This is a genomic window from Rhodoferax sp. (assembly GCF_023700745.1).
GTDB lineage: Bacteria > Pseudomonadota > Gammaproteobacteria > Burkholderiales > Burkholderiaceae_C > Rhodoferax.
Genome location: NZ_JAMPYG010000016.1, coordinates 1 through 22,534, shown reverse-complemented (window position 1 = coordinate 22,534; position 22,534 = coordinate 1). Strand labels below are relative to the sequence as shown.

General features: G+C 59.2%; 22 protein-coding genes. 13 read left to right on the top strand and 9 right to left on the bottom strand.

What is annotated here, in order from left to right; all coding sequences use genetic code 11:
• Positions 1-3: 3 nt before the first annotated feature.
• The 8 genes from NDJ10_RS12260 to NDJ10_RS12225 all read left to right on the top strand — a co-directional run bounded on the left by NDJ10_RS12260 (position 4) and on the right by NDJ10_RS12225 (position 7,561).
• On the top strand, positions 4-891 hold the full coding sequence (locus NDJ10_RS12260) for a proline/glycine betaine ABC transporter permease (RefSeq protein WP_296162612.1): 888 nt from the start codon (positions 4-6) through the stop codon (positions 889-891).
• Positions 884-1,963: an ATP-binding cassette domain-containing protein gene (locus NDJ10_RS12255; RefSeq protein WP_296162610.1), complete on the top strand. Its 1,080-nt coding sequence runs from the start codon at positions 884-886 to the stop codon at positions 1,961-1,963. Before NDJ10_RS12260 ends, NDJ10_RS12255 begins: the two co-directional genes overlap by 8 nt.
• Positions 1,964-2,014: 51 nt before the next feature.
• Positions 2,015-2,467, top strand: a complete 453-nt coding sequence (locus tag NDJ10_RS12250) for an SH3 domain-containing protein (protein ID WP_296162607.1) — start codon at positions 2,015-2,017, stop codon at positions 2,465-2,467.
• A gap of 44 nt (positions 2,468-2,511) precedes the next feature.
• Positions 2,512-3,573 carry a mechanosensitive ion channel family protein gene (locus NDJ10_RS12245; RefSeq protein WP_296162605.1) on the top strand — a complete coding sequence of 354 codons (1,062 nt, stop codon included), beginning with the start codon at positions 2,512-2,514 and terminating at the stop codon, positions 3,571-3,573.
• Between the two features lie 8 nt (positions 3,574-3,581).
• Positions 3,582-4,604 (top strand): TRAP transporter substrate-binding protein, encoded by a 1,023-nt coding sequence (locus tag NDJ10_RS12240; protein ID WP_296162602.1) that lies wholly within the window; start codon positions 3,582-3,584, stop codon positions 4,602-4,604.
• A 111-nt stretch (positions 4,605-4,715) separates the two neighbouring features.
• Positions 4,716-5,693 (top strand): TRAP transporter substrate-binding protein, encoded by a 978-nt coding sequence (locus NDJ10_RS12235; RefSeq protein WP_296162600.1) that lies wholly within the window; start codon positions 4,716-4,718, stop codon positions 5,691-5,693.
• Between the two features lie 60 nt (positions 5,694-5,753).
• Entirely contained in the window at positions 5,754-6,281 is a 528-nt protein-coding gene (locus NDJ10_RS12230) for a TRAP transporter small permease (protein WP_296162598.1), read from the top strand.
• Positions 6,278-7,561 carry a TRAP transporter large permease subunit gene (locus NDJ10_RS12225; protein ID WP_296162596.1) on the top strand — a complete coding sequence of 428 codons (1,284 nt, stop codon included), beginning with the start codon at positions 6,278-6,280 and terminating at the stop codon, positions 7,559-7,561. Before NDJ10_RS12230 ends, NDJ10_RS12225 begins: the two co-directional genes overlap by 4 nt.
• Before the next feature lie 149 nt (positions 7,562-7,710).
• Here the strand turns inward: NDJ10_RS12225 and NDJ10_RS12220 are convergent, their stop codons facing one another.
• From NDJ10_RS12220 to NDJ10_RS12200, 5 genes are all read right to left on the bottom strand, one after another.
• Positions 7,711-7,851 carry a hypothetical protein gene (locus NDJ10_RS12220; protein ID WP_296162595.1) on the bottom strand — a complete coding sequence of 47 codons (141 nt, stop codon included), beginning with the start codon at positions 7,849-7,851 and terminating at the stop codon, positions 7,711-7,713.
• 257 nt (positions 7,852-8,108) lie between these two features.
• Entirely contained in the window at positions 8,109-10,226 is a 2,118-nt protein-coding gene (locus NDJ10_RS12215; protein ID WP_296162593.1) for a D-(-)-3-hydroxybutyrate oligomer hydrolase, read from the bottom strand.
• Between the two features lie 439 nt (positions 10,227-10,665).
• The gene (locus NDJ10_RS12210; RefSeq protein WP_296162591.1) at positions 10,666-11,307 is read right to left on the bottom strand and encodes an MBL fold metallo-hydrolase; all 642 of its coding nucleotides are present in this window, start codon (positions 11,305-11,307) and stop codon (positions 10,666-10,668) included.
• A 68-nt stretch (positions 11,308-11,375) separates the two neighbouring features.
• On the bottom strand, positions 11,376-12,260 hold the full coding sequence (locus tag NDJ10_RS12205) for a DMT family transporter (protein ID WP_296162588.1): 885 nt from the start codon (positions 12,258-12,260) through the stop codon (positions 11,376-11,378).
• 98 nt (positions 12,261-12,358) lie between these two features.
• Positions 12,359-12,658, bottom strand: coding sequence for a single-stranded DNA-binding protein (locus NDJ10_RS12200; RefSeq protein WP_296162586.1), 300 nt, complete (start codon positions 12,656-12,658; stop codon positions 12,359-12,361).
• Between the two features lie 109 nt (positions 12,659-12,767).
• On the opposite strand from NDJ10_RS12200, the gene NDJ10_RS12195 reads away from it, so the two are divergent.
• Positions 12,768-13,190, top strand: coding sequence for a hotdog fold thioesterase (locus tag NDJ10_RS12195; RefSeq protein WP_296162583.1), 423 nt, complete (start codon positions 12,768-12,770; stop codon positions 13,188-13,190).
• Between the two features lie 4 nt (positions 13,191-13,194).
• Here the strand turns inward: NDJ10_RS12195 and NDJ10_RS12190 are convergent, their stop codons facing one another.
• From NDJ10_RS12190 to NDJ10_RS12175, 4 genes are all read right to left on the bottom strand, one after another.
• On the bottom strand, positions 13,195-14,676 hold the full coding sequence (locus NDJ10_RS12190) for a M20 family metallopeptidase (RefSeq protein ID WP_296162580.1): 1,482 nt from the start codon (positions 14,674-14,676) through the stop codon (positions 13,195-13,197).
• A gap of 336 nt (positions 14,677-15,012) precedes the next feature.
• Positions 15,013-16,347, bottom strand: coding sequence for a TRAP transporter large permease (locus tag NDJ10_RS12185; protein ID WP_296162578.1), 1,335 nt, complete (start codon positions 16,345-16,347; stop codon positions 15,013-15,015).
• 9 nt (positions 16,348-16,356) lie between these two features.
• Complete coding sequence (locus tag NDJ10_RS12180; protein WP_296162575.1) at positions 16,357-16,884, bottom strand: TRAP transporter small permease; 528 nt, start codon at positions 16,882-16,884, stop codon at positions 16,357-16,359.
• A gap of 88 nt (positions 16,885-16,972) precedes the next feature.
• Positions 16,973-17,962, bottom strand: coding sequence for a TRAP transporter substrate-binding protein (locus NDJ10_RS12175; protein WP_296162573.1), 990 nt, complete (start codon positions 17,960-17,962; stop codon positions 16,973-16,975).
• A gap of 237 nt (positions 17,963-18,199) precedes the next feature.
• Between NDJ10_RS12175 and NDJ10_RS12170 the strand changes: the two genes are divergently transcribed.
• The 4 genes from NDJ10_RS12170 to NDJ10_RS12155 all read left to right on the top strand — a co-directional run.
• Positions 18,200-18,955 carry a GntR family transcriptional regulator gene (locus tag NDJ10_RS12170; RefSeq protein WP_296162571.1) on the top strand — a complete coding sequence of 252 codons (756 nt, stop codon included), beginning with the start codon at positions 18,200-18,202 and terminating at the stop codon, positions 18,953-18,955.
• Between the two features lie 21 nt (positions 18,956-18,976).
• A complete protein-coding gene (gene manD, locus NDJ10_RS12165; protein ID WP_296162568.1) occupies positions 18,977-20,185 on the top strand; it encodes a D-mannonate dehydratase ManD in 1,209 nt (402 codons plus the stop codon).
• A gap of 146 nt (positions 20,186-20,331) precedes the next feature.
• Positions 20,332-21,378 (top strand): L-idonate 5-dehydrogenase, encoded by a 1,047-nt coding sequence (locus NDJ10_RS12160; RefSeq protein WP_296162566.1) that lies wholly within the window; start codon positions 20,332-20,334, stop codon positions 21,376-21,378.
• 452 nt (positions 21,379-21,830) lie between these two features.
• The coding region (locus NDJ10_RS12155; protein ID WP_296162564.1) for a D-hexose-6-phosphate mutarotase at positions 21,831-22,534 on the top strand (704 nt) is incomplete at its 3' end.

The following is a 22,534-nucleotide window of genomic DNA, read 5'->3' as shown; positions in this document are numbered from 1 at the left end:
AGCATGACTTCGCTCGCTGAATTTCCCGCGATGGGTGCTGAGCAGCTCAGTACCTTGCGCCGCTTCATTGATGGCGGTTTCAAGACCTTTTCGCGCGAGTATGGCGAAATGCTGGAACGCCTGTTTGACCCGCTACGCGAGTTTCTCATCTTCTCGGAGCGCTTGCTGACCGAGTCACCGTGGACGCTGGTGCTGGGGGCCATTGCCCTGATTGCCTGGCTGGCCTCACGCTCGTGGAAAATCACACTGGGCACCGTGCTGACGCTGCTGGCCATTGGCTACTTTGGCATGTGGGTCAACACCATGAAGACGATCTCGATGATCTTTGTCTGCACGGTGGTTGCACTGGCGCTTGGACTGCCCATTGGCATCGCCATGAGCCGCTGGGACCGGCTGCAAAAAAGCGTCAACCCGGTGCTCGACGTGATGCAAACCATGCCCAGTTTCGTCTACCTGATTCCGGTGGTGATGCTGCTCGGCATTGGCCGCGTGGCCGGCATGATTGCAGTGGTGGTGTATGCCATTCCGCCGGTGATCCGTTTTACCAACCTGGGCATCCGGCTGGTGGACGTGGATTTGCTCGAAGCGGCGGATGCCTTTGGCGCCTCAATCTGGCAAAAAATGCTCAAGGTGCAATTGCCGCTGGCACTGCCGACCATCATGGCCGGCATCAACCAGACCATCATGCTGTCGCTGGCAATGGTGGTGATTGCATCGATGATCGGCGTGCAAGGCCTGGGCGAACCCGTGCTCAAGGCCATTGGCAACCAGTATTTCACCATGGGTATGCTCAACGGCCTGGCGATTGTCGGCATTGCGATCATTTTTGACCGGGTGTCGCAAACCTACGGCAAACGCCTGCAAAAACACCTGGAGGTAGTACATGGTTGATGACCTCATGGCAGCCACAGCCAGCCCCGACACGCCCAGCGCGACGGTGGGCATTTCCATCAAGCATCTGTACAAGATCTTTGGCCCCAACCCGGCGCAGCACCTGGCGGCCGTGCAACAGGGCATGAGCAAGCAGGAGTTGCGCGACGTGCACGGCCATGTGCTGGGCCTGCGCGACATCAACATCGACATGCCCGGTGGCGGCATCCAGGTGGTGATGGGCCTGTCGGGTTCGGGCAAAAGCACCCTGATCCGGCACATCAATCGTCTGATTGAGCCTACTTCAGGCGGGGTATGGGCGGGAGATCAGAATGTAATGGCCATGCGCCACGGCGAGTTGCTGCGCTTCAGGCGCGAACGCACCGCCATGGTGTTCCAGAAATTCGCCCTGTTTCCGCACCTGACGGTGCAGGAAAACACCGAATACGGCCTGCAAGTGCAGCACGTGAAACACAAGGTGCGTCGCGAGGCGGCCGCGCGCTGGATTGAGCGCGTGGGCCTCAAGGGTTATGAAGACAGCTACCCCAACCAGCTCTCGGGCGGCATGCAGCAGCGTGTTGGCCTGGCCCGCGCCCTGGCCAACGATGCGCCCATCTTGCTGATGGACGAGGCCTTTTCTGCGCTTGACCCGATGATCCGCAGCGACATGCAAACGGTGCTGCTGGACTTGCAACAAGAGCTCGGCAAGACCATTGTCTTCATCACCCACGATCTCGAAGAAGCGCTGCGCCTGGGTGACCGCATTGCCATCCTGCGCGACGGCGAAGTGATTCAGCAAGGCACCGGACAGCAGATCGTGCTCAAACCGGCAGACGACTACATCATCAGCTTCACCAAGGACGTGAACCGCGGCCGCGTCATTCGCTGTCGCACCCTGATGACGCCCGGCACGACCGTGGAAGGGCCAACGGTAGATGCCAGTCTGGTGATCGAGGAAGTCGCCCGCCGACTCAGCGCCGAGGGCAAGGAAGCGGCCAACGTGGCCAACAGCCGCGGCAAGCTGCTGGGCAGCATCAGCATGGGCGACATCATTTCCGGGATGGTTCCCCCCAAGGTTGAAGAAGTCACCTGAGCCGCCGCCATTTCACCCTTGTTTTCAAAGCTACACAGGTAAAGGAATCTCATGTTGAATTTGAAGAAATGGTCGCGTGGACTCATTGCGCTTACGCTTTTTTCATCAGCCGCAGCGCTGCAAGCCAGGGAGATGGTGAGCGTGGCCCGACCCGAGGTCAATATGCGCGCTGGCGCGGGCACGCGACACGCCACACGGTGGGAACTCACCCAAGGTTATCCGCTGGAAGTCACCGGCCGTCATGGCAACTGGCTCCAGGTGCGCGACTTCGAAAACGATGCCGGCTGGGTTTACCGTCCGCTGGTCAACAAAACGCCCCATGTCATTGTCAAGTCGCGTGTGGCCAACGTACGCAGTACGCCCGGTACCCGTAGCCGTATTCTCGGCAAGGCTGACTACGGCGAAGTGCTGCGCAAGCTGGAGCAGCGCAAAGGCTGGGTTCAGGTGCAGCGCGAAAGCGGACTCAAGGGATGGATCGCACGCCATCTGCTGTGGGGCTGGTAAGGCATGACCAGCCTCGATTGATATCACTTTGGAATTGAACGCCCATGTTCCAACAACTTATCTCCCACAACGCCCTGCAGGATTGGTCTTATGCGCTGCTGGCGGCGGCCGCCTTCATGCTGCTGCTGTTCATGCTGCGCAAGCTGGTGCTGCGCCACCTGCAACGGGTTGCCAGAAACACCGACACGGTCATTGACGATTTCTTGATTGAGGTGCTGTCAGCGACCCGCGTCTTGCTCGCCAGCGCCATGGGCTTGTACTTGGGCAGCCACTTCTTGACCCTGCCCGCGGCCATGGAGACGCTGGTTAACCGCGCCTTTGGTGCGGCAATCCTCATTCAAGCAGGCTTCTGGGCCACGCGTGGCCTGATTTTCTGGCTGCGGCACCATTTCTCGCAAGGCGAACAAGATGACGCGGGCGCGCGCGCCATGACCCTGTCGCTGCTGTCATTCCTCGGGCGCGTGGTGATCTGGGTGCTGGTTCTGCTGATGATCATGGACAATCTGGGCATCAATGTCACCGCGCTGGTGGCCAGCCTGGGCATTGGCGGCATTGCCATCGCTTTGGCGGTGCAGAACATCCTGGGCGACCTGTTTGCCTCGCTGTCGATTGCCATTGACAAGCCGTTTGTGATTGGCGACTTCATCATTCTGGGCGAAGAGATGGGCACCGTGGAGCATGTCGGACTGAAAACCACGCGCATCCGCAGCCTGGGTGGTGAACAAATTATTTTGTCCAACAACGACCTGTTGAAAAGCCGCATCCGCAACTACAAGCGCATGCAGGAGCGCCGTATCGTGTTTGCCGTCGGCGTCACCTACGGCACACCGGCCGACAAACTTGAAATGATCCCGAAGTTGATCGAGCAAGCCGTCAGGACCCAAACCCATACGCGCTTCGACCGATCCCACTTCAAGAGCCTGGGCGCGTTTTCACTTGATTTTGAAACAGTCTTTTATGTGCTGTTGCCCGATTACGGTGTGTACATGAACGTGCAACAAGCCATCAACCTGCAACTGGTACGCAGCTTTGCCGCGCACGGTATCGAATTTGCTTTTCCAACCCAAACCCTGCACTTGCACAGTACCCCGGTCGCCGCCGCATAATCCCGGCCATGCCCACCTTGTCTGCCGCTGTCAGTCGCCGAACCTGGCTTGCCGCCCTGGCCGGGACTGCGGTCTTGTCCAGGCGTGCCGGCGCCATCGGCACGCCTGAGATCACGCTGCGCTTCTCCCATGTGGTGGCCGAGGAAACCCCCAAGGGCCTGGCGGCCAACCGCTTCAAGGTGCTGGTCGAGCAGCGCAGTGGCTCTCGCATCGGCGTGCAGGTCTTTCCCAACGCGCAGTTGTACGGCGACCATGACGAAATGCAGGCGCTACAACTGGGCGCGGTGGATCTGGTGGCGCCCTCGCTGTCCAAGTTTGGTCGCATCGGGCTGCCCGAGTTCGAGTTGTTTGACCTGCCGTTTCTATTTGACGACCTGGCTGCTGTGCGGCGCGTTACCCTGGGGCCGTTGGGGAAGAAACTGCTGCAAGGTTTGCCGCGCCAGGGGCTGGTGGGCCTGGGATTTTTTGACAATGGCTTCAAGCAGATGAGCGCCAACCGGCCGCTGCGGGAACCCGGGGATTTTGTCGGCTTGCGGATGCGGGTGCAGGCCTCCAGGGTGATTGCGGCGCAAATGCGGGCCCTGGGCGCGCATCCGGTGACGCTGCCCTTCAGTGAAACGCGCCGTGCGCTCGCCGCCGGCGTGGTCGACGGCACCGAAAATCCGGTGTCCAACTTCTGGACCCAGGCCATGCACGAAGTGCAGAGCGACATGAGCCTGACCAACCACGGCTACCTGGGCTACGCGGTAGTCACCAACCAGCGTTTCTGGCAACACCTGCAGCCCGACGACCGCACCCTGATTAACCAGGCGTTGCAGGAGGCGCTGGCCTTTGCCAACCAGATTGCCGACACCCAGAATGACCAGGCACTGCAAGCCTTGCGCCAGGCAGGCAGCACGCACATCCACAGTCTGACACCGGGTCAACGCACGCGCCTGCGCCAGGCCGTGCAACCGGTACAGCAGCAACTCGCCAGCCGCATCGGGCCGCACTGGATGAAAGATCTGGAACAGGCCTTGCGCCAGGCCTGATTCGAGTTTGAGGGTAAACCCTAGCTGTTGAACGCCACAGTTGTTGGCTCATGCGCAGCCATCTAAAGTCCGCTCGTCGTTCAAGACTTTTAACTACTCGAGGAGACTCTCATGAAATTGAAACTGGTTGCAGCTGGCGTTTTGTTGGCTTTCGGTCTGGGTGCCCAGGCTGCCCCGCTCATCATCAAATACAGCCACGTGGTGGCAGATGTCACCCCCAAGGGCCAGGCCGCCCTGAAGTTCAAGGAACTGGCTGAAAAGAAACTGCCGGGCAAGGTTGAGATCCAGGTGTTCCCCAACAGCCAGTTGTTTGGTGACGGCAAAGAGATGGAAGCCCTGCTGCTGGGCGACGTGCAGATTCTGGCACCTTCACTGTCCAAGTTCGGCAAGTACACCAAACAGATCGAGATTTTCGATTTGCCTTTCCTGTTCACCGACATCCAGGCCGTGGACCGCTTCCAGGCCAGCAAAGAAGGTCTGGGCCTGCTGAATTCCATGGAAAAAAAGGGGATCAAGGGCTTTGGCTTTTTGCACAACGGCATGAAACAACTCTCGGCCAACAAACCTTTGGGCATGCCGTCTGATGCCAAAGGCCTGAAGTTCCGTATCCAGGCGTCTGACGTGCTGGAAGCACAGTTCCACGCTGTGGGTGGCAATCCGCAAAAGCTGGCGTTCGCCGAGGTTTACCAGGCACTGCAAACCGGCGTGGTTGACGGCACCGAGAACCCCTGGTCCAACATCTACAGCAAGAAATTCCACGAAGTGCAAAAGTACATCATGGACAGCAACCACGGCGTGCTCGATTACATGGTGATTGGCAATGCCAAATGGTGGGCTGGCCTGCCACCCGACATCCAGAAAGGCCTGACCGAGGCCATGACCGAATCCATCAAATTCGGCAACAAGGTGGCATTTGAAGAAGACTTGGCTTTCCGTCAAAAAGTCATTGCAGACAACAAGGCCAAGGTCCTGCCCATGAGCAAGGAGCACCTGACGGCCTGGCGCACGGCCATGCAGCCGGTGTGGAAGAAATTTGAAGACAGCATCGGCAAAGACCTGATCAATGCCGCGCTCAAAGCCAACAAATAAACCACAGTCTTGACTTGATGCCAACACCCCGGCTAGCCCGGGGTTTTTTTGGGGTATGAAATGAAAATTCTGGATCACCTGGAAGAGTGGATCATTGGGCTGATGCTGGCCGCCATGACCGCTCTGACCTTTTTGCAAGTCGTGATGCGCTATGTGTTCAACAGCGGCTTTTCGTGGGCGCTGGAGCTCACCACCGTGTTTTTTGCCTTCATGATCTTTGTCGGCATTTCCTATGGCGTGCGTGTCGGTTCGCACATCGGTGTGGACGCGCTGGTCAAGATGATGCCGCACAACACGCGACGCAATGTGTCGATTCTGGCGGTGTTGCTGAGCCTGTTGTACGTGGGCTTTGTACTGACCGGCTCCACCATCTACGTTCTGAAAATGAAAGACGTCGGCATTGAATTTGAAGACATGCCGATTGAACGCTGGATGGTACTCATCATCATGCCGATTGGTTTTTTGCTCACCGGCTGGCGTTTTGTACAGATCCTGATCGGCCTGATCACCGGCAAGACCGACAGCCTGAGGCTGGCTGACGAAGCCGCCGAAGCCATGCGACTCAAATCAGACGAGGCCCAATCATGAATACCCTTTTGCTTTTTGCCGCCCTGTTTTTCTGCATGGCCATCGGCATGCCGATCGCGGTAAGCCTGGGCCTGTCGAGCCTGCTGACCATCTTTTTCTTCTCGCAGGACTCCTTGGCCTCGATGTCGATCAAGATGTTTGAGACCAGCGAGCACTACACGTTGATGTCAATCCCGTTCTTTGTGCTGGCCGGGGCCTTGATGAGCACCGGCGGCGTGGCCAAGCGCATGGTGGTGTTTGCCATTGCGGCCGTGGGCCACTTGCGCGGCGGACTGGCCATTGCGTCTATTCTGGCGTGTATGTTGTTTGCGGCCGTGTCGGGCTCCAGCCCGGCCACGGTGGTGGCGATTGGTTCGATCGTGATTGCCGGCATGGTGAAAAACGGCTATCCCAAAGAGTTTGCCGCGGGCGTCATCTGCAATGCGGGCACGCTGGGTATCCTGATTCCGCCATCGATCGTGATGGTGGTTTATGCCGCCGTGACCGAGGTGTCGGTGGGGCGCATGTTCATGGCAGGCGTGGTGCCGGGTCTGCTGCTGGGCCTGATGCTGATGGTCGCGGTATGGTGGCGCGCGGGCAAACTGGCCGTCAAACCACCGCCCAAGGCCAGCGTGCCTGAAGTGTTGCGCGCCTTCAAAGACTCGATGTGGGGGCTGGCGCTGCTGGTCATCATCATGGGCGGTATTTATGGCGGCATCTTCACCCCCACCGAGGCAGCTGCTGTGTCTGCCGTCTATGCGTTGGTGGTGGCGGTATTCATTTACCGTGATTTGTCTGTGAAGCAAGTGCCTCACGTGTTTCTGGAAGCCGGGCGCACCACCGTGATGCTGATGTTCATTGTGGCCAACGCGCTGCTGTTTGCCCACGTGCTCACCACCGAGCGCATTCCGCAAACCATTGCCGAGCAAATTGTGGGCATGGGCATGACACCGTGGATGTTCTTGCTGGTGGTCAACATCATTTTGCTGATTGCCGGCAACTTCATGGAACCCACCGGGATCATCCTGATTCTGGCACCGATCTTCTTCCCGATCTCGCAGCAACTGGGCATCGACCCAATCCACCTGGGTGTCATCATGGTGGTGAACATGGAGATTGGCATGGTGACGCCGCCGGTGGGGCTGAACCTGTTTGTGACGAGTGGCGTGACAGGCATGAACCTGGTGCAGGTCACCAAGGCGGCATTGCCGTGGCTGTCGGTGTTGCTGGTGTTTTTAGTGATCATCACCTATATCCCGCAAATCACGCTGTTCCTGCCCGACATGATTTTTGGTAAATAAGCCAGCAAGCGCCAAAGGCTGATTTTTAATCAGGTCAGCCTCTGGCTTTTACAGGAATTGCACAAGGCCACGCAAATCGACGGCATGATGTAACCCGCGCGACTGTCGCTACTACCGCTTGTTGCGATCACTGCGCATGCCCATCATCGCTATGCGCCAAGGGCCAGATAAGAAGTCATCGGCTGGTCATGGCACGCCGTGAACCCATAGTGTTCGTCAAAACTCTTGGCGGCCGGTGTTTTCGCGTCGACCACCAACGCATAGGCGGCAACGAGTTTGAGCGCTTCCAAGCAACGCTCTATCGTACAACTGATTCTGCGCGCAGGCTAATTTGCTTGAACTCACGCAGAATTCGTGCATACCTCCGCTCCCGCCATTAAGCACGGACAACCGCCTCGCGATGCAAGACTTTCATCTGATGGCGTCCGTCTTCAGTTGGATATTTACGAACTTGGGTGGATTTACCGCCAGTTTTTCAACAATCCCCATGAAAAAGCCCGTGGCGTACAGGAGGCGCCACGGGCTTTGCAAGGGCCGGAAAAAACGCTCAGTCGGCGATGGTCAGCACATTGCCGGCAAAGGTGATCTGGTCAGCAGCGGCCGGCGTCGTCTGGATCGGCGGCACGTTGGCAGCTGTGATCGGGTTGGCCACGGTGCCCGTCAGGCCGCGCGGCACGGTGCGCACCACCTGGCTGGCCGGCAGCGCGGCGCCGCTTTTCAGATTGGCATACATCATGTCCATCGCCTGGATGAAGTAGCGGTGCAGCGGCACCAGGCGTTCCGGATAACCCGGGATGGCCAAGAAGGCGTCGAAATGCTGGGCATTGGTCACCTCGATGTACGACAGCTTGCTGCTGGTGCCTTCAACGATCTTGTTCATGCCGTAGTAAGGCCGGCCGGTGAAGGCCACCGGCAGCAGCGTGTCGGCCCGGCCCTGCACGATCAGCGCCGGCTTGCCGCGCAGGTTGGCGCTGCGCACCACTTCCTTGATGCCCTGCTGCACGCGCAGCGCATTGGCGCTGGTGCCGGTAAACAGCTCGCGCATGCACAGCGCACCGGCGATGTTGTAGTCCTGCACATTGCCGGCCGACAGCGAGGCGGCGTCGACCAACGGCCCACCCACGCTGAGGTTGTTGACGATGTTGATGCCGATAGTCGGCGGCACGCCGTTGGAAGCGCCGAACGAGGTCGCCAGCGCGGCCGGAGCCAGCGCCACCGGTGCATTCGGCGTGGCCGATGCGGCGGCGCCGGTGGCGGCAAAGCTGTAGCCGCACAGGTTGTCCTTGACGCTGAAGCGGCCGTAGGTGTTGGCATAGGTCAGCCCGACCGACAGCGTGGCAAACGAGTAGTGCGACGCCTGCAGCACATTGCTTTCAGGCTGCCAGCCGGCCGCGATCAGCGCGGCCATGGCGCTGGCGGCCTGTTCAGCGGTTGTGGCGCCGGTGACCAGGCCGTTGGCCTGCAGCGCGGCGCAGCGGTTGGCGGCAATCGCCAGGTCGACGGTGCTGAACGCATTGGTGGCGGGCGACACCAGCGCCGCGCAAGGCTGCAGCAAATTGGCCAGCGTGAAATAGTCGTACAGCGGCTTGCCGGTACCGACCAGCGTGGTGCTGCCGCGCTTGACGCTCAGCCGGGTGTCGGGCGCGAGCTGGACTTCGGGTTCGGCCACGGCCACGCCGCTGATCAGGCCCTGCGTGTCCTGCTCGGCTGCCGCCAGCGCCGCGCCGGCGCCGTTGGACACGCTGGAGGCGATCACGATGGTGTTGGATGGCGTGAGCTTTTTCAGGCGTGTCACGCCATCCCTGGCCAGGTCGCCGTATTTTTCATTGAGTACGAAATAGGCGAACTCGACCGACTGCAGCGTCCACTTGCCCCAGTCCTTTTCAGGGTTCTGCTGCGAATGCGCGTGCTTGACGGCAAAGCGGTTGGGCGTGGCGGTGTTGAAGGCCGCGAGTTCGGCGGCGCTCAGATCGGCGGTGAAGATCGAGTTCTTGCCAGCCGTAGCGGCGTCCGTGCGCACGCCGTTCTGCCCATTGACGGTATTGTTCTGCAGGTCGTGGATGCCGGTGCCGGTGCCCTTGTCGGTGTAGGCGACGGCGCAACCGTTTTTCAGGCCCCACTCGCCGGACGAACCGATGGCGCCATAAACGCCGCGCGAGCCGCTGGACGTGCCAGTGACGATGCAGGCATTGGCCGGGTTGAAGGTGGCGGGTACCTGCACCATCATGGTGACGTTCTGCTTGCCGCTACCGTCATCCGAATAGGCGATGTATTCGGTGCCGGCGATCTTTCCTTCGCTGGTGGTAATGACGCCCTTGGCATCGACGTTCGGCCCGTACAGCGTGCCGTAGCCGCCGGCCGCGCTGATGTCGAGGATGGCGCGGTAGTTGTTGAAGATGGCGAGCTTGCGCAGTTCGGCCGCCGTGGGCTTCAGCGGATCGACCACAGCCGGTGCGACGCCGCCCAGCCCGGTCTTGCCCAGGCCGGCTGTCAGCAGGTCGTCGCTGCTGCCGTCATAGCTGGCGCTGGCGACGGCGCCCAGATAGCTTGGCTTGGTATTGATGCTCTCAACCGGGTCGCTGTTTCCGCCGCAGGCGCTTAACGCCAGTACGGCAGCGGCCAGTGTGGTCAGTTTCAAAGGGGTGTTCTTGCGTGGAATGCTCATGTCTCGCCTTTTTGTGTAGATTTGTTTGTCATCGAGTTTTCACGCACACCTGCTCCAAGCAATTTGACGCTTGGCGCCAGCTTTTCCCTCAGGGATGCGCGCCCTCAGCAGCCCGAGGCCACTCGGAGTCACGTGCTGAAGTGAGCTGGATGATGGTCTGTAATGTCTGGCGTTTCAACTCCGTATGACTACTTACCGGGGTAAGCGATCTTGACGGCTCCGTACAAAGCGGATATCAATTCCAACCGCATGAGGCCCGGTATGGCACTGAAAGTGCGTCGTCAAGCGTCGTACTTTCCCTGATGTGGCGATCTAAATTCCCAAGGTTTGCGCCCCCTGGCCCAACCGACATGAAAAGCCTGGAAATGGAACAAAACTCCTTTTAGACACTTCACAAGGCGTCACTTAGCAAATCGCGCCTTTCTTTTTGTCCGCTTCGTTAACTGCCATCTGCCACATAGGGGTTGCTGCGCCGCTCACGCCCGAACGTGCTCTCGGGGCCGTGACCGGGGATGAACACGGTGTCATCACCCATCGGCCACAAGCGATTCCTGATGCTGGCAATCAAGGTGTCGTGGTCGCCCTGCGGAAAATCGGTGCGGCCGATGGAGCCGGCAAACAACACATCACCGACAAAGGCCCGCTTGGCCTGTGCCGAATAAAACACCACATGGCCTGGCGTGTGACCCGGGCAGTGGCGTACCGCCAGCGTGCACTCACCAAGGGTCACGCTGTCACCATCGTGCAGCCAGCGCGTCGGCTTGAAGGATTTGGCCGGTGGAAAGCCAAACATTTTGCTTTGCCCGGGCAAGCCGTCAATCCAGAACTGATCGGCTTCATGCGGCCCGATGATGGGCAAGCCCAGTCGCTCGGCCAGTTCGCCGGCAGCCCCGGCGTGGTCGATGTGGGCATGGGTGAGCCAGATTTGCTCAAGCTGCAAACCCAGGCGTTCAACCTCTTCCAGCAGCAGGTCGAGGTCACCACCGGGATCAATGACGGCGGCTTTGAGTGTCTGGTCACACCAGACCAGGGAGCAATTTTGCGCAAAGGCGGTCACGGGGACGGTGAGGTAGCGAAACATGGTGGTGAAAGAATTTGCTGATGACAAGGTTTCGGAACCCAATTAAAAAAACAAGCCGGCCTGCACATTTACCCCCGCTGCTCTCGTGCCGTTAGCCATGTTCCCAAGGCACCACTGGCTGAGACGAGGGCAATCCCGGCCAAGGCCCAGGCGTCGGGCATGTGCGAAAAAATCAACCAGCCACCCAGTGTTGAAAAGCCAATCTGCAGGTACAGGTAAGGCGTCAAAACGGCAATTGGCGCGCGGGCATAGGCCAATATCAGAAGAAAGTGGCCCAGCGTGCCAAAGGCACCGATCAAAAGCAACAGCGCCCACACCGACCAGGGTATGGCTTGCCAGATCAAGGGCAATGCCAGCGAGGCAAGCACCAAACCGACCAGACCGGTATAAAAATGCATGGTCCCGGAATTGTCGGTCCTGGCAAGCCGACTCGTCAGCACCTGAAAAGCCGTGTTCGCCAGCACCAGCACACACGGCAGCAGCATGGCCCAGTGAAAGGATTCGCCGCCAGGCCGTATCACAGCCAACGATCCGGCAAAACCACCAACCACACACAACCATCGCAGTGCGGACACCCTGTCGTGCAGCTTCCAGGCCGAAATGGCCGTGATGATCAGAGGCGAAATCATGACAATGGCAGTGAACTCGCCCACCGGCATAAAACGCAGGCTCAAGAAGGCAATGACGCTGCAAGTGAGCAACAAAAAACCGCGCAGGAACTGCAAACCGGGCCGTCTGGTTTTCAGGAACGCGCTGCCACGCATCGGCCACAAGGCCATCCCGGTCACGACCGTCTGGAAAAGAAAGCGCACCCATATGGCCATCGCGACGGGGACGGCAGCGGCCAATTTCGTGATCGTATCAAGCGCTGAGAAACACAGTACCGCCACCACGATGAAGAAAATGCCCTGCAACGGATGTTGCGCCGGCAGGGACGCGGCACCCCTCACCATTGGTCACTCAAGGTGCGACACAAGTCATCGGGTTGTTCTTCCAGCATTTGCGCGGCACAGTGGGTCATGTGCCAAATCTTAGCAGCCATCGGCCCAGGTTACCCCGGTTCAACGCTGACCACCCGGTGCGCCACCAGATCAAGCGCGGGTTTGGTGTTGCCCTGCTTGTCGGTCCAGACCTTGGGGTTCAGATGGCCGGCGGCGGCCACCGAATCGCCGTCACGCAGCGCCAGCAGGACGGTGCAGGGCGCGTCATCAAAGGCAATCAGATTGACCATTAGATGCTCGCCCTCGCTGCTCTGCGCGCGCACCCGCGCCACCACGTAAGTGCTGTCGCCCTTGCCCTGGCGCCGCTCCGGGTCGCCGATCAACCTGCCGGCAATCAATCCATCAATCATTTTTTTACTCCTGCGCCACTCAATACGGCGCCTGCATGGTAGCCGCATGCGCAGGGTCGAATTCGGCGCTGGCTATAGTTCATGCCTGTTTTGTTTTTTGGAGTGGTGTATGCGCGTGTGGCAACAGCCCGTTTCTGCGGCAGAACTGACCCGTATCAGCCTGGACACGGCGGTCAGTCATCTGGGGATTGAGTTTCTGGAAGTCGGCGATGATTTCATCCGCGCCCGCGTGCCGGTGGATGCGCGCACCCGGCAACCCTTTGGCCTGCTGCACGGCGGCGTTAGCGTGGTGCTGGCCGAAACCCTGGGTTCGGTGGCCGCCAACTATGCCTGTCCTGCGGGTTACCGGGCCGTGGGGCTCGACATCAACGCCAACCACCTGCGCAGCGCCACCAGTGGCTGGGTCACCGGCACCACCCGCGCCGTGCACATTGGCCGAACCACCCAGGTCTGGCAGATTGACATGGTCAATGACGCCGGTGAACTCACCTGCGTGTCGCGCATCACCATGGCGGTGCTGGCACCGCGCTGAAGCATCACGCCAACGCAGCCGCCGCAATCACCTGGGCTACCGCAGCGGTGAGCTTCTTGGCATAGGGCACATGCAGGAATTCATTGGGGCCGTGGGCGTTGCTTTTGGGGCCGAGCACGCCGCACACCATCATTTGCGCCTTCGGGAAACCGGTGGACAGCATGTTCATCAGCGGAATGGTGCCACCCTGACCAATATAGCCGCAAGGGGCGCCAAAGTAGTCTTGTGACGCGGCATGGAGCGCCTGCTCGAACCAGGGCGCGGTGCCGGGCGCGTTCCAGCCGGTCGCGCCAGCGCCACCTTCAAATGTCACCTTGGCCTGGTAGGGGGCGTTGTCTTCAAGCAGGGTTTTGAGCTCGGCCACGGCACGGGCCGCGTCAACCAGGGGCGGCAGGCGCAGGCTGAGTTTGAACGCGGTGTAAGGGCGCAGCACATTGCCGGCGTTTTTGAGTTCGGGCAGGCCGTCGGCACCGGTCACGCTCAAGGTCGGCGTCCAGGTACGCGCCAGCAGGGCTTGCAGCGGGTCGCTGGTGGTGGGCAGCATGGTCTGGCTGCTGCCGCCACAGTCGGCATGCGCCCAGGGGAAGCGCTTGAACAGTTCTTCGCCCAGAATGGCGGCGGTGGCCCTGGCCTGGGCCAGGCGGTCGGCGGGTACCTCGCAATGGAAGCTGGCGGGCAGCAGGCGGCCGCTGGCGCTGTCTTCCAGCCGGTCCAGCAGATGGCGCAGGATGCGAAAGCTGGACGGCACCAACCCGCTGGCGTCACCCGAATGCACGCCTTCGGTGAGCACCTCCACCTTGAGCACGCCGGTGACGTTGCCGCGCAGGCTGTTGGTCATCCACAGCTGGTCGTAGTTGCCAGCCCCCGAGTCGAGGCAAATCACCAGACCGACATCACCCAGGCGCTGGCGCAAGGTGTCGATGTAGGGCAGCAGGTCATAAGAGCCACTTTCTTCGCAGGTTTCCACCAGTCCCACGATGCGCGGGTGCGCGGCCTGCTGGGTTTTGAGCGCCTGGATGGCGGTGATGGCGGCGTAAATGGCGTAACCGTCGTCGGCGCCGCCACGGCCATAGAGTTTGCCGTCCTCAAACTTGGGCGCCCACGGCCCCAGGTCTGAGCGCCAGCCGGTGAATTCGGGCTGCTTGTCCAGGTGGCCGTACATCAGCACGGTCTGGCTCGACACTGGCTGGCCGCCATTGCCGGTGGAAGCGGGCACTTCAAAAAACAGCACCGGCGTGCGACCCGGCAGGCGGATGATCTCCAGCGTCAGGCCCGCCACCTTTTGCGCCTGCACCCACTCAAAGGCGTTTTGCACCACTTTCTCGATCAGGCCATGCTGCGCCCAGTCGGCGTCAAACATGGGTGATTTGGCGGGAATGGCGATGTAATTGGTGAGCTGCTTGACCAGGTCGGCGTCCCAGGCCTGGCTGACCTGCGTCAGGGCCTGGGCGGAGTTCAGGAGCGAAGCGGAAATAGGTGCGTTCATTGGAGAATCCTTGCGTTCTGTGTGAAACGAAGGTCAGATCATGCCACGACTGGGCGGAGAGCTGATTGGCACCGGCCTCCAAACTGCCCGCAGTTGTGATCCCCCATGGCAGCGAAAGCATCGACGGGCGGGATGCTTTTTTTGTCACCCTTGAAATTTCCATGTTTCGCGGCACTGGCTTCTTTTTACTCCTTATGTTGGCAACATTCCCAAGTGGTAAGGACGACTATGGCACACCTGACTGGCCGCCGGATAAGCGGCCAGACTTTTGGCGTTGCGCTGATTTGTGCACCAACTTCCCGCACTTTGCGCAGGAATTTTGTACCCAGAGCTGGATTAGAAATAATCCAGCAGCGACGGCGTGTGAACCCTCGGCACGTAACCGCCAATCCATTCCAGCGGCCACAGAATCATCTCGGGTATCAAGGTCATCATGAAAAGCAGAATGCATTGGGCAATGAAGTACGGCATCGTCGGCCTGAGAATATCCTCCATTCTTATCTTGCCCGCAGCGCAGGCCACATTGAGCACCGGCCCGACAGGCGGGGTCAGCAGACCGAGCACATTGACAAGTGTAAAGATGATCCCGAAATAGACCGGATCGATCCCCCCGGCCTTGAGCAAGGGCAGGAAAATTGGGGTCAAGATGAGGATCGTCGGCACCACGTCCATCGCCATCCCGACCACCAGCACCACGGCCATCAGCATCACGTTCATCAGCAACGGCCGGTCGACCAGCCCGTCCAGAGCAGAAGTGATCAGTTGCGGCATGCGGGCGATGGTCATGATGTACGCAGCAACTTGGGCTGCCGCGGCGAGAAACATGACCACCGCCGAAGTCTTGGCTGCCGTGGTCAGGGCGCGAAACATATCTTTGCGGGTCAGTTCGCGGTACACAAAAACGCCTACGAATATGGCGTACACCACGGCAACGACACCTGCCTCTGTCGCCGTAAAAACGCCACCCCGCAGTCCCACGATGATGATCACCGGCAACAGCAGGGCCCACAGACCACTCATGAAAATCTTCAGTTTTTCTTTGCCTGTGAGATTCAGCGGGATGGCTGGGGGTGCATCCTTGCGCGAAACGAAAAACCAGACCACGCTCATGACGACGGTCAAATAAAGGGCGGGTGCAACGCCCCCAAGAAACAGGGACTTGATCGACACCCCGGCTGCGACGCCATAGACGATCATCGGCACCGAAGGCGGCATGATGGGTGCGACCATATTGCCGGCGGCCACCAGTCCCGCTGCTTTGGCGCGGTTGTAGCCGGAATTGGCCATCATTGGGATCAGGATCGCGCCCAGTGCCGCGGTGCTGGCCACGGCCGAGCCGACCAGACTGGCGAAAATCAAACAGGCGAGGATCGTCACATAACCGAGACCGCCTCGAACGCCACCCACAAAGATATTGCAGAAATAGATGATGCGTTTGGTCAGTCCGCCCCGATTCATCAACTCGCCGGCAATGATGAAAAATGGCAAGGCCATCATGCTTACGCTGTCCACGCCTCGCATCAGCTGGGTTGCCACAATCTGGGGGTTTGTGGCGGTTCCACCCATGTGGAGCGCGGTCGCCACAGAACCAAAGAGCAGGGAAAACGCAATCGGCAGTCCCAGCATCATGGAACCGCACAGATACACCATAAATAGAATGATCAGGGTCATGTTCGTCTCTTACTGAATATTGCCAGTTTGTTCCGAATCGGCCTCATGACGAACCGATATCAGCTCGCTCACGGATAACTTGAGTACGACAAGACGGTAGATGTTCGCCAATGAAAGGAGGATGATCGCAACACCAGTGACGAGGCCGACGCCAAAAATCAGAAAAACCGGGAACTGGGTAGCAACCCAACGGTCACCGAGGTTCTGAATGACGAGCTGCCAACTGCCCATACTCAAAACGACCATGACCCAGATGATGCCCGCCTGAACCAGAAGAAAAACGGCCTTCTGGGCAGCCGGCTGGATGCGGGTCAGAATGCTGTCGATGATCAGATGCTGGTTGTCCCGCATGGCCCCGATGGCGCCAAGATAGACCAGATAGATGAAGCAGAGGCGCGATATTTCTTCGGACCAGGCGAACCCCGTGGAAAAACCATAACGCAGAACCACGTTAACGAAAACCAGGGCAATCATGATCGCCAGAAAAAAAGCGATCAAAACCTCTATCCCCCGGAATAGTGTGTTGAATTTATTCATCCTAACCTTCGCAAAGCCCGGAAAAAATCCCCCGTGATGGCTGTTTCACGGGGGATTTCAAATGTTGCCAATCAGCTGTCCAATCTATTTACTTGATGGCACGAATCTTGTCGGTCAGCGGCTTGGCCCAGGCCTGTTCCGCATACATTTTGTCGGTCAGGGGCTTGATCATGTCGACAATCTTCTGCTGATCGGCAGGCGTCGGCGTGGTTACGGTCATGCCTTTGCCTTTAAGGAACTGGCGATCCTTGTCAACGCTGGCGATGTAGTCATCCCAGGCTTTTACTGACGCCGCCTTGGCCGCATCCCGGATCACTTTCTGGTGTTCGGCGCTGAGCTTGTCGAAGAACGGCGCATTCACCATGATTTCCAGCGTGGCGATGATGTGATTGGTTTCATAGAGGTATTTCTGAACCTCGTTGAGGGCCTGGCTGATCACCGTGACCATGCCGTTGTCCTGGCCGTCCACAACGCCGGTCTCCAGGGCACTGAACAACTCGCCAAGCGGAATGACCTGCGCGCTGGCGCCGAGGTTTTGCGCGATGCCCATATGGATAGGATTGCCAGGCATACGGAATTTCTGACCCTTGAAATCGGCGACCGAGGTCAGCTTTTTGTTACTGGTGAAGGTGCGAGCGCTGTTCGGCCCCCAACTCAGCATGTGCACGGAGGGGAACTTTTTATGAAATGCCGCATTGATTTCATCCGCGATGGGGCTCGTCCAAACCTTTTTCGCATGGGCGAGATCCCGGTACAGGAACGGCCAGTCGGAGATCATCATGGTGGGAAATTCCTGGTTCATCGGGGTGCCAACGATGGCCACCTCGATCGTCCCATTGCGCACGCCGCCCCACAAGTCACCTTCGTTGCCGAGCGTGCCGGAGTGATAAACGTCCACCTTGATCAAACCCTTGGTGCCCTTCTCGACCTGCGGCTTGAACACCGTGTCGATCGCTGCCGCCATCGGATGGGTGTTGTTCCAGTTATCGCCGACCTTGATCGTGATTGGATCGGCGGCGAATACGCTACTTGCCGCAACAAGCGTCAGACACGCCGCAAGAATCTTGCCGAGTTTCATTTTTGATTCCTAAATAAGGGTTTTAAGGCAACGGTTTTCTTGGCCGTTGAACACACCAAGGGCATTGCCCTTGTTCGTTTTGGCGCCAACTAAATTTACTACCATGGCACCATGTCGACAAATTGAGTATATGACCTCAATTGAGGTCAAAATATTCGGGTAAACACCTATTTAACGATTTAACTTAAGCTTACTACCATGGTGTAACATGGCATTTTTTAAGAACTGGCTGCTTTCATGTCTATCCAAGTCTCTGGTCGAGCTACCCGAAACAGTACCGTCATCATTGATGACGCGCTGGCATTGGCGCTTGGTGGATTCAAGCTTGACCCTGGAAAGTCCTACACAGCCCAGGTTCATGATGTGCTGCAAACGGCCATCGTGCGCGGCAAGCTTCTTCCCAAAACGGCACTGTCTGAAGCGACGATCGCGTCATTGATCGAGGTCAGCCGCACGCCTGTGCGCGAGGCCTTGGCACAGTTGGCCGATGAACAACTGGTTTTGATTTACCGGCAGGTGGGCACCTTCGTGGCGCCGGTACGCCTGTCTTTGCTCGAAGAAGGTCGCTTTGTGCGCAGCACGCTGGAATGCGCCAACCATGTGCAGTTGGCACAAAACATCACCTCCGAACAACTGACCGAGTTTGGTCAGATCATTCAGCGCCAGCGTGATGCCGTATCAAATGGCCAGCTGGAGCAGTATTCGGAGCTCGATGAGTTGATGCACAAGCGATTGTTCGAGTTTGCAGGCCGCGAACATGTCTGGCCCATGCTGGAGCCGTTCAAACGACAGTTTGACCGGGTGCGTTGGCTGCTGCTGGGCGTGTCGGGTCATGCCGAGCGGTCACTGCAAGAACATGAGCAAATGTTGGCGCAAATGGCGGCACGCGACGTGGCGGGTCTGGGCGCCACCGTGGCGGCACACATCAACCACATTACCCAGCACCTGGCGGCCTTGCGTGAGCAGGCGCCTGCAGCCTACTTTGTCGACTAATCAGAATTCAGGAGATACCGTTTGAAGATCGAGCGCATACAGACCATCGTGACCTGCCCGGGGCGTAATTTTGTCACCGTCAAGATCGTCACCGACGAAGGGGTTTGGGGGCTCGGAGATGCGACTCTCAACGGGCGCGAACTGGCAGTCCGGTCGTATCTGGAGGATCACGTCTTTCCCTGCCTCATTGGCCGTGATCCGCGCAACATCGAGGATATCTGGCAATACCTTTACCGCGGTGCCTACTGGCGTCGCGGACCGGTGACGATGACCGCGATTGCCGCCATCGACATGGCGCTATGGGACATCAAAGGCAAACTCGCGGGCATGCCCGTCTACCAACTGCTGGGCGGCAAGAGCCGCAACGGTGTCATGGTCTACGGCCACGCCAACGGGCGCGACCATGAGGAAGCCGTTGATGCGGTACACAAACACATCGAAGAGGGCTTCAAGGCCATTCGCGTGCAGTCCGGTGTGCCCGGGCTGGCCAAGACCTATGGCGTAGGCAAGAGCAAAGGCTTTTATGAGCCAGCCGAAAAGGGGCTGCCTCCTGAGGAACCGTGGGATACATCTCTGTATTTGCGCCATACGCCCGAGCTGTTTCGCAAGGTGCGTGAGGCTGTCGGTTTTGATCCCCATCTGTTGCACGACGCACACCATCGCCTGACACCCATTGAGGCGGGCCGGCTTGGCAAGGATCTGGAGCCCTACCGCATGTTCTGGGTTGAAGATGCCACCCCCGCAGAAAACCAGGAGGCGTTTCGCCTCATTCGCCAGCACACCACCACCCCGCTGGCAGTAGGTGAAATCTTCAACTCCATCTGGGATTGCAAGGACTTGATCAGTGAACAACTGGTCGATTACATCCGCTCAACCATCGTGCATGCCGGCGGCATCACCCATGTGCGGCGCATTGCCGACTTTGCCGCCTTGTACCAGGTGCGCACCGGCTTCCATGGTGCCACCGATCTGTCGCCGGTGTGTATGGCCGCTGCGGTCAATTTTGGTCTGTGGGTGCCCAACTTTGGCATACAGGAGTTGATGCCGCACACGCCGCTCACCGAAGAGGTGTTCCCGCATAACTACCGTTACGAAGACGGCTACCTGGTAATGGACGACGTGCCGGGCCTGGGCGTCGATATCGACGAGGAACTGGCCGCGAAATACCCCTACGAACGTGCCTACTTGCCCGTCGCGCGCTTGCAGGACGGATCCATGTGGAATTGGTGACATCCTCGTCAGTTGGGGTCAGAGCACGTCGTTGCGCGAGTGGTCTGACCCGCAAAATTTTTTCAATGCCCGCCAACCCACCGGCATTGCCGTCGATGACAAGGTTTGGGCCAGGATCCAGTCAACTTTGAATCAAAGGAATTGATATGCAAACACGCGCTTGTGTTCTCTACGCTCAGGAAGATGTCCGAATTGAAACTTATGAAATCGGCGAGGTAGGCCCGCAACAGGTTTTGGTGCGTATCGGCGCCGGGGGCATTTGCGGCTCTGACATCCACTATTACTGGGAGGGTGGCATCGGCACCATCCGCGTCACCGAGCCCATCACCATGGGCCACGAAGTGGCCGGTGTTGTCGAGGCGATTGGCGCCAACGTCACCCGGGTGCGTCCCGGTGACCGTATTGCGGTCTGCCCGAGTCGACCCTGCGGCAAGTGCAAATTCTGCCTGGACGGTGAGCAGCAGCACTGCCTGGAGATGCAATTTTTTGGTAGCGCCATGCGCAAGCCTCACACCCACGGTGGCTTTCGCGACCGCCTGATTGCCGAGGAATACCAATGCGAGCCCATGGGCAATAAGGTGTCGCTGGGCGAAGCCGCCTGCACCGAACCGCTGGCGGTGGGTGTGCATGCCGTCAATCAGGCCGGCAACCTGGTAGGCAAGCGGGTACTGGTAACAGGCGCCGGGCCGATTGGTGCCTTGCTGATTGGCGCGGTCCGCGTGGCAGGTGCCAGTGAGATTGTGGCCATGGACATCTCGGAAGCCCCGCTCAAGACCGCTCTGGCCATGGGTGCCCAGGTCGCCATCAATGCGGCACTGGAGCCCGATCGCCTCATGGCTGACTACTCGGCTGACAAGGGTTATTTCGACGTGGTGTTCGAGTGCACGGGTGTGGGTGCCGTCCTCAAGCAGGCTTTCCCGGTGATCCGTCCGCGTGGCACGATTGTTCAAGTGGGTGTGACCGGTAGCGCCGACATCCCGGTCAATGCACTGGTAGGCAAGGAAATCCGGCTGATTGGCACGCACCGCTTCCACCACGAGTACGCCGTGGCAGCCAGCCTCATCCGCGAGCAACGCATCGATGTCAAACCGGTCATCACCAAGACTTTGCCGATGGAACAGGTCGCCGAGGCCTTGACGATTGCCCGCGACCGGTCAACGCAAATGAAAGTGCAGTTGAGCTTTGCTGACTGACACGCCGGAACATATCGCTGAATTTGGATATGAGAACCCCGCCGCTCTCGATGTTGTGACGGTGGGCGAGGCCATGGCCTTGTTCATGGTATGACAGCCTGGCAAGCAGCTGCTGGAGTTCATGGATGTGCAAGGCATTGACCGCAGTCACGTCCGCATTGATCTTGAGCATCCCACAGGGCTCATGCTGAAGTCACTCGAATTGGACGGCAGCGACCCGCGCATCGAATACTTTCGCAGTCAATCAGGCGCCAGACGGGGAGCGGCAGGTGCTGGTGTATTGCCAGTCCGGGGTGCGCGCGGTGCACGCCTCGCATATCCCGACAAATTGCACATCGGCTTCCTGGTCACGAATCATGTGCGACGGCCCAACCCGTTGCCGACCTGTCCCTTATGCCCTGCAACGCTGTAACTCAGAGACAATCACCCACCAACTCCTCAGGAGAAGCATTTTGAGTCAGAACCTCGACACCCTCAACCGTCACTTCGGCCTGTCTGGCGCGCTGCATTTTGTCAATGGCAGCGGCGACTTGCCCATCGTCGAAATTCAGACGCCCCTGGCCAGCGCGCGCGTGGCGCTGCAGGGTGCGCATCTGCTGGCGTGGCAACCGGCGGGGGCTGCGCCGGTCATCTGGTTGTCGCAAGCCGCAGTCTTTGCGCCGGGTCAGCCGATTCGCGGCGGTGTGCCGGTGTGCTGGCCCTGGTTTGGCGCGCGTGAGGGTCTGCCAATGCATGGCTTTGTGCGCACCCGCATGTGGCAGGTGCGTGCAACCGCACTGGATGCGGACCAGCAAGTCGTGCTGCGCCTCGGCCTGCAGGACGACGCCGACACCCGCGCGCTGTGGGACCATGCCTTTGACCTGGAGCTGGAACTGACCGTCGGCACCACCCTGACCCTCAAGCTCACCAGCCGCAACACTGGCGACCAGCCCTTTACCCTGACCGATGCGCTGCACACTTATTTTTGCGTGTCAGACATCCATCAGACCACGGTACAGGGGCTCGACGGCTGTGACTACCTCGACAAGGTGCAAAACTTTGCCCGGGCCAGGCAGTCAGGTCCGGTCGAATTTACCGGCGAAACCGACCGCATTTACGTCAACACCACGGCCGATTGCGTCATTGACGACCGGGTGCAACAGCGTGCCATTCGGGT

Bases quoted from the DNA above. Each gene is read 5' to 3' on its own strand.
- NDJ10_RS12160 (WP_296162566.1), top strand. From the start codon at position 20,332: ATGCAAACACGCGCTTGTGTTCTCTACGCTCAGGAAGATGTCCGAATT.
- NDJ10_RS12245 (WP_296162605.1), top strand. From the start codon at position 2,512: ATGTTCCAACAACTTATCTCCCACAACGCCCTGCAGGATTGGTCTTAT.
- NDJ10_RS12210 (WP_296162591.1), bottom strand. From the start codon at position 11,307: ATGTTTCGCTACCTCACCGTCCCCGTGACCGCCTTTGCGCAAAATTGC.
- NDJ10_RS12200 (WP_296162586.1), bottom strand. From the start codon at position 12,658: ATGATTGATGGATTGATTGCCGGCAGGTTGATCGGCGACCCGGAGCGG.
- NDJ10_RS12205 (WP_296162588.1), bottom strand. From the start codon at position 12,260: ATGGTGAGGGGTGCCGCGTCCCTGCCGGCGCAACATCCGTTGCAGGGC.
- NDJ10_RS12260 (WP_296162612.1), top strand. From the start codon at position 4: ATGACTTCGCTCGCTGAATTTCCCGCGATGGGTGCTGAGCAGCTCAGT.
- NDJ10_RS12235 (WP_296162600.1), top strand. From the start codon at position 4,716: ATGAAATTGAAACTGGTTGCAGCTGGCGTTTTGTTGGCTTTCGGTCTG.
- NDJ10_RS12255 (WP_296162610.1), top strand. From the start codon at position 884: ATGGTTGATGACCTCATGGCAGCCACAGCCAGCCCCGACACGCCCAGC.
- NDJ10_RS12225 (WP_296162596.1), top strand. From the start codon at position 6,278: ATGAATACCCTTTTGCTTTTTGCCGCCCTGTTTTTCTGCATGGCCATC.
- NDJ10_RS12240 (WP_296162602.1), top strand. From the start codon at position 3,582: ATGCCCACCTTGTCTGCCGCTGTCAGTCGCCGAACCTGGCTTGCCGCC.
- NDJ10_RS12170 (WP_296162571.1), top strand. From the start codon at position 18,200: ATGTCTATCCAAGTCTCTGGTCGAGCTACCCGAAACAGTACCGTCATC.
- NDJ10_RS12230 (WP_296162598.1), top strand. From the start codon at position 5,754: ATGAAAATTCTGGATCACCTGGAAGAGTGGATCATTGGGCTGATGCTG.
- NDJ10_RS12195 (WP_296162583.1), top strand. From the start codon at position 12,768: ATGCGCGTGTGGCAACAGCCCGTTTCTGCGGCAGAACTGACCCGTATC.
- NDJ10_RS12250 (WP_296162607.1), top strand. From the start codon at position 2,015: ATGTTGAATTTGAAGAAATGGTCGCGTGGACTCATTGCGCTTACGCTT.
- NDJ10_RS12215 (WP_296162593.1), bottom strand. From the start codon at position 10,226: ATGAGCATTCCACGCAAGAACACCCCTTTGAAACTGACCACACTGGCC.
- NDJ10_RS12175 (WP_296162573.1), bottom strand. From the start codon at position 17,962: ATGAAACTCGGCAAGATTCTTGCGGCGTGTCTGACGCTTGTTGCGGCA.
- NDJ10_RS12185 (WP_296162578.1), bottom strand. From the start codon at position 16,347: ATGACCCTGATCATTCTATTTATGGTGTATCTGTGCGGTTCCATGATG.
- NDJ10_RS12190 (WP_296162580.1), bottom strand. From the start codon at position 14,676: ATGAACGCACCTATTTCCGCTTCGCTCCTGAACTCCGCCCAGGCCCTG.
- NDJ10_RS12180 (WP_296162575.1), bottom strand. From the start codon at position 16,884: ATGAATAAATTCAACACACTATTCCGGGGGATAGAGGTTTTGATCGCT.